This is a genomic window from Burkholderia sp. GbtcB21 (assembly GCF_019091065.1).
GTDB lineage: Bacteria > Pseudomonadota > Gammaproteobacteria > Burkholderiales > Burkholderiaceae > Burkholderia > Burkholderia pyrrocinia_C.
This window is the reverse complement of sequence record NZ_JAGXKA010000014.1, coordinates 249304-255303: the sequence shown is the minus strand read 5'-3', so window position 1 is coordinate 255303 and position 6000 is coordinate 249304. Positions and strand designations below refer to the sequence as shown.

The window sequence follows — 6000 nt, the reverse complement described above, 5'->3', positions numbered from 1 at the left end:
AGGGCTGAGTCCCGTGCAGTACAGAACTCAGCCCTTGGCGGCCTAATTTACCCGTCCAACTTTACGGGGTCAGCTCAGGCAGGCGGCCCTTTCCTGATCCGCCTTTTATCGCAACGCGTTACGCGGACGGCGCGCGCGCCGTCACGAGCCAGCAGGCCGCATCGAAACGCACCTCCGTGCCGTGCACGTAACGCTCGAACGCGACACGCACCTTCTCGACCACGCTCCGCCGCGTCGCCTCGTCCGTCTCCAGCAGCGCGAGCCCGACCGGGCCCAGCCGCGCGATGTAGTCGTCCAGCGCGGGCTCGGGCAACACGCACGCCCTGTCGACCGGCTCGATCGCAATATCGGCCCAGCCGCTGTCCGACAGCACCGACGCGATCCGCTGCCGGTCGCCGAACGCGAACTGCCCCGGCGCGCCGGGCCGGCGCGCGGGCAGGTTCGGCAGCAACGGCGCGGCGGCCCGCTCGGCCGTCGTCATGAACGGATTGTCGGCCGCGCTGCGCCACGCGACGAACCGCATCTGCGCGTCGGGCCGCGCCGCGTGCCGCAGATTCGCGAACGCCCGGACCGGGTCATCGAAAAACATCACGCCGAGGCGCGACACGATCAGGTCGACGCTCGCGGGCTCGAACGCATGAGTCTGCACATCCGCGCACACGAAGCGGGCATGAATGCCGCTGCGTTCGGCGCGCGCCTGCGCGGCATCGATCATCCGGGCCGAGATGTCGATGCCCGTGCATTGCGTGTCCGTGCCGAGCCGGCGCGCGATCGCAAGCGTGACCGCGCCCGTGCCGCAGCCGACGTCGAGCACGCTGCGCGCGGACGACGCGGCCGCCGCATCGGCGAGCAGCGCCTCGAACGGCTCGAACATCCGGTCGAGCAGCGCCTGCGCATCGACCCATGCACGCCCCGACGGGCCGTTCCACAGCGCGGATTGTTCGTCGTTGGGCCGGTTGGTTTCCATCGTCGATTCCCCTTTTGGTTCGTTGATCATAAAGCGCACTGTGCTGCTTCAAGCCGGCTTGAGGTCAAGGCCTCGGCCGCGAATCCCGGCGCGTAGGCGAGCACCCTGCCGCGCCCCGGTTTTTCACATTTCTTACATTCGTGCTGCGTATCGTTGACGACTTTCCTACGGTGCCTCCCATGCGACGACTCCTCCCGCGCGCACTGCTCGCGCGCTGCGCCCCCCTTGTTGCCCTCGCCGCGCTGTCCGCGTGCTCGAACCACATCGATTCGCCGGCCGACCCGGCCAGTGCGTCGGTCAACGTCCAGGCCGCATGGGTCGAGATCGGCGACGCGAACCAGGCGATCGCGCGCGTCATCACGAACTACACCCCCGCGTCGGCCGGCGATCCGCTGTGTCCGCAACTGACCGTCGACGGCAAGCTGTCGCGCATGACGCTGCGCGCCAGCGCCGCGACCCCGGCCCAGCGGCCGACCGCCAGCGACCCGGCCGATTCGAAGCCGTCGAGCTTCCCGGTCTCCGTCTGCGAAACGACGTTGCCGGCCGATGCGCAGGCGGCGAGCGTCGCGGGCCGCACGCTGCCGCTGCCGAAAGCGCAGCCGCAGCGCATCGCGATCATCGCCGACACCGGCTGCCGGATGAAGAAGGCCGACAACGCATGGCAGGCGTGCAACGACGCGACGGTCTGGCCGTTCGACACGATCGCGGCCAGCGTCGCGAAGCTGTCGCCCGACCTGGTACTGCACGTCGGCGACTACCACTATCGCGAGAACGCATGCCCGCCGGATATCGCCGGCTGCAAGGACAGCCCGTGGGGCTATGGCTGGGATACGTGGCAGGCCGACCTGTTCCGCCCGGCGGCACCGCTGCTCGCGAAGGCGCCGTGGGTCGTCGTGCGCGGCAACCATGAGGAATGCGCGCGCGCAGGCCAGGGCTGGTACCGCTTCCTCGATCCGCGCCCGTATTCGGCCGCCCGCTCGTGCGACGATCCGGCCAACGACACCAACGCGAACTATTCGGAACCCTATGCAGTGTCGCTCGGCGGCGGCTCGCAGGTGATCGTGTTCGACACCGCGAAGGTCGGCCGCACGCCGCTCAAGACGACCGACGCACAATTCGGCATCTACCAGAAGCAGTTCCAGACGGTGGCCGCGCTCGCGTCGAAGGCCGGCATGACGACGACGATCTTCACGAACCATCATCCGATCCTCGCGTTCGCGCCGATCGCCGGCAGCACGCCCGCGCCGGGCAACCTCGCGCTGCAGTCGGTGATGGCGAGCCTCAACGCGCAGGCGTACTACCCGCCGGGCGTGCACGTCGCGCTGCACGGTCACGTGCACGACTTCCAGGCGATCAACTTCTCGTCCGGGCACCCGGCGACGATCGTGTCCGGCAACGGCGGCGACAACCTCGACGTCGCACTGCCCGACCCGTTCCCGGCCGGCCTGACGCCGGCACCGGGCGCCGTGATCGAGCGGCTGTCGCACAACAACAGCTTCGGCTTCCTGATCATGGAACGCCGTGCGGCACCCGCGACGGGCTGGGTGTTCCGTGCGTATTCGGCGGCAGGCAAGCTGCTCGCGTCGTGCAACCAGTCGGGCACGACGCTCGCCTGCGACAAGACGGGGTTCATTACGCCGTGAGTGAAGAGGTTCGATGTGACGGCCGCGTTGCGCGCGGCCGGCAAACGCTGCATACGCTTGCCGCGGCCGTGCTCGCCGGCCTGGCGCTGGCGGCGCACGCAGCGCACGCCGCGCCGTCCGAAACGGTCCTGCTCCCCGGCGCGCCGCCGTCGCGCGTCGTCGACACGATCGGCAACGGCACGCCGCAGGTGACGGGCAAGATCGACGCGGCCACCGCGCGCTTCGCGCCCGATCCGACGCTCGTCGCGCTCGGCCGCCGGATCTTCTTCGACCCGCGGCTGTCCGAGCCGCGCGGCATGTCGTGCGCGGGCTGCCACGATCCGGGCCGTGCGTTCGCGCCGACGCTGTCGGCGGCTTCGCTCGCGGGGCCCGGCGTGCCGGAAGGCAGCCGGCCCGGGCGCTTCAGCCGGCGCAATGCGCCGTCGCTGCTTTATGTGCGCTACGTGCCGCGCCGCCACTTCTACCAGGACGACGATGCGCCCGCGCCGTCGCCGTTCGGCGGACTGTTCAGCGATGGCCGCGCGGATACGCTCGCCGAGCAGATCCGCGGGCCGCTGTTCGATCCGAACGAGATGAACAACCGGTCGCCGGCCGCGCTGCTGCGCAAGGTCAATGCGACCGAACTCGCGCCCGATCTCGCCGCGCGCTTCGGCACGCCGGTGCGGCGCGATCCCGAGCAACTCGTGCGCGCGCTGGGTTCGGCCGTGGAGGCCTATCTGCAGAGCGACGAGATGGCGCCGTTCACGTCGCGCTTCGACGCGTTCCTGCGCACCCGCAAGCCGCTCGCGCCGGCCGAGATGCGCGGCCTCGCGCTGTTCCGGAATCCGGACAAGGGCAACTGCATGACCTGCCACACGCTGTCGGACACGTCGAGCCGCCCGGAGCGCTCGCTGTTCACCGATTTCGGTTATGACGCGATCGCCGTGCCGCGCAACCGCGCGCTGCCGGCGAACCGCGATCCGCGCCATTTCGACAACGGGCTGTGCGACACCGCACGGCGGCTGCGCTGGCCCGAGCCGACGCAATGGTGCGGCTACCTGCGTACGCCGGGGCTGCGCAACGTCGCGATCAAGCAGACCTTCATGCACAACGGCGTGTTCACGACGCTGCGCGACGCGGTCGCGTTCTACAACACGCGCTCGACCGACCCCGGCTTCTGGTATCACGGCGCCACGACGTTCGACGACGTGCCGGCCGCCTATCGCGGCAACATCAACGTCAACTCGACGCCGATGAACCGCCGGCCCGGCACGCCGCCCGCGCTGACCGACGCGGAAATCGACGACATCGTCGCGTTCCTCGGCACGCTGACCGACGCGCGCTATACGGGCATCGCCGCGGCTGCTCCCCCTGCCGCTCCCGCTGCCAGGATCTCCGGATCGCCGGACCGCCGAACCACCGCGCCGGCGCGCTGACCCTGGCCGAACGGCCAGTCGCAAGCGCACCCGCTTGCGGCCGCCGCAAACACTGGTTATATTTACAGTACTGTATTTATGAACAGTGAGGTGCGCGATGGAACATCTGGTCCGTATCGTCAACGACACCGATCGCCAAGTGCTGGCGTGGCTTCGCGCCCAGGTCGGCGACGCCCGCGTCGAGCGCGCGGCGCGCCAGCTCGGGCATACCCGCAAGCCGTTTCCGTCGGCCGTCTGCCGGTATCTGGGCATGAGCGCGCCGGCCACGCTGCGCCAGGCCGAACGGCCGCGCGTCGCACGCGATTTCTCGGTCGGCGATCGTTACCTGTCGTTGATCCGCCAGCACCTCGCTTCGCACTCGGCAGGCCGCTGACATGACGTCCCGCCGCTGCGGCGGCGCGGCCGGCCGGAGCGATCGCGCGCCGGCCGCTGTCGTGCTTATGCAGCAGCAGCCGCGTCGCGTATCAGGCGGCCGAGCGTTTCGAATGCCGCCTCGTGCGCCGCATCGAACACGCGCGTGCACGCAAGCCGGATATAAGCGTCGAAGCGGTCGGAATTCGAGAAGATCGAACCGGGTGCGATCTTGACCCCGTGCGCCAATGCGGCGTCGAACAGCGCGTCGGAGCGCACGCCTTCCGGCAACGCGATCCACAGCAGCATCCCGCCCGGCGGCTGGTTCATCCGGGTTCCGGCCGGGAAATGCCGTGCAATCGCGTCGATCGTCACATCGCGCTGCACGCGCAACTGTTCGCGGAACCGGCGCAGATGGCGATCGAACGCGCCCGAGCCGACGAATTCGGCGGCAACGGCCTGCAGCAACGCAGCGTTGTGCCGGCTGTGCGCGAACTTCAGCATCTTCACGCGCGCATGCCAGCGCCCCGCACTCATCCAGCCGAGCCGCATCCCGGGGGCCAGCACCTTGTTGAACGACGGGCAGTAGATCACCGTGCCGTCGCGGTCCCATGCCTTGGCCGGCTTGACCGCCTGCGGCGCCTCGACGAGCTCGCGATACGGCTCGTCCTCGATCACGGCCACGCCGTGGCGCGAGCACAGCGCGACGAGCGCGGCCTTGCGTTCGTCGGGCATCACGCAGCCGAGCGGGTTCTGCAGGTTCGGCACGACGACCACGGCCCGAATGTCCGGATACGCGGTCAGCGCCACTTCGAGCGCCTCGATCGACAGGCCGGTCGTCGGGCTGGCCGGGATTTCGAGCGCGCGCAGGCCAAGGCTTTCGAGCAGCTGGATCAAGCCGAAGAACGCCGGCGATTCGATCGCGATCGTGTCGCCGGGGCGCGCCACCGCGCGCAGCGCGAGATTCACCGCATCGACGCCGCCGCTCGTCGACATCACGTCGTCCGGCGACACGGTCACGCCGTACGACAGCGCGCGTTTGGCCATCGTCTGCCGGAATTCGGGCGAACCGCCGACGGGCCCCGCGTCGGTCAGCAGCGTCGGCTTGCGCCGCAGCAGCCGGATCGCCAGCGCCTGCAGGCGCTCGGTCGGATACAGCGCAGCCAGCGCGGACGCACCGCCGAGATTCAGCGCATCGGTTGCCGCATTCGCACGGTCGATCACGCGCGACACGCGTTCGTGCAGGCCCGCGAACGGCGGCTCGACACTCAGCGGCGGGCCTTCGCTTTCCGGCAGCGTTTCAAGCACGGCTGACGCGCGGCGCCGCACGAAATAGCCCGAGCGCGGCTTCGCCTCGCACCAGCCCGTATCCTCGAGCCGCCGGAATGCCTGGATCGCGGTCGACAGGCTCACGCCGTGCTGCGCCATGAATGCGCGCACCGACGGCATCCGGTCGCCGGGCGACAGCGTGCCGGCCGCGATGATGCGGCGGTAATGTTCGGCGAGCCGTTCGTAAAGCGGCTCGCCGTCCATCGGCAAAGGCGTGCGGGATGCGTCGGCGAAAGGCGTCATGCGGGCCATCGTGCCCGCGCGTCCGAGTGCACGCCAGATACAGATTCCGGGA

5 protein-coding genes are annotated in these 6000 nt (G+C 69.8%); 3 read left to right on the top strand and 2 right to left on the bottom strand.

The genetic code is table 11. The features are described 5' to 3' along the window. Positions 1-118: 118 nt before the first annotated feature. Complete coding sequence (locus KVT39_RS27775) at positions 119-967, bottom strand: class I SAM-dependent methyltransferase (RefSeq protein ID WP_105391256.1); 849 nt, start codon at positions 965-967, stop codon at positions 119-121. A 179-nt stretch (positions 968-1146) separates the two neighbouring features. Between KVT39_RS27775 and KVT39_RS27770 the strand changes: the two genes are divergently transcribed. From KVT39_RS27770 to KVT39_RS27760, 3 genes are all read left to right on the top strand, one after another. Further along, on the top strand, positions 1147-2610 hold the full coding sequence (locus KVT39_RS27770) for a metallophosphoesterase (protein ID WP_217590675.1): 1464 nt from the start codon (positions 1147-1149) through the stop codon (positions 2608-2610). Then, positions 2607-4025 (top strand): cytochrome c peroxidase, encoded by a 1419-nt coding sequence (locus KVT39_RS27765; protein WP_217590674.1) that lies wholly within the window; start codon positions 2607-2609, stop codon positions 4023-4025. Before KVT39_RS27770 ends, KVT39_RS27765 begins: the two co-directional genes overlap by 4 nt. A gap of 97 nt (positions 4026-4122) precedes the next feature. Then, a complete protein-coding gene (locus KVT39_RS27760; RefSeq protein WP_034179770.1) occupies positions 4123-4398 on the top strand; it encodes a hypothetical protein in 276 nt (91 codons plus the stop codon). 65 nt (positions 4399-4463) lie between these two features. Here KVT39_RS27760 and KVT39_RS27755 read toward each other — a convergent pair whose 3' ends face one another. After that, positions 4464-5957 carry a PLP-dependent aminotransferase family protein gene (locus KVT39_RS27755; protein WP_034179771.1) on the bottom strand — a complete coding sequence of 498 codons (1494 nt, stop codon included), beginning with the start codon at positions 5955-5957 and terminating at the stop codon, positions 4464-4466. Positions 5958-6000 lie beyond the last annotated feature (43 nt).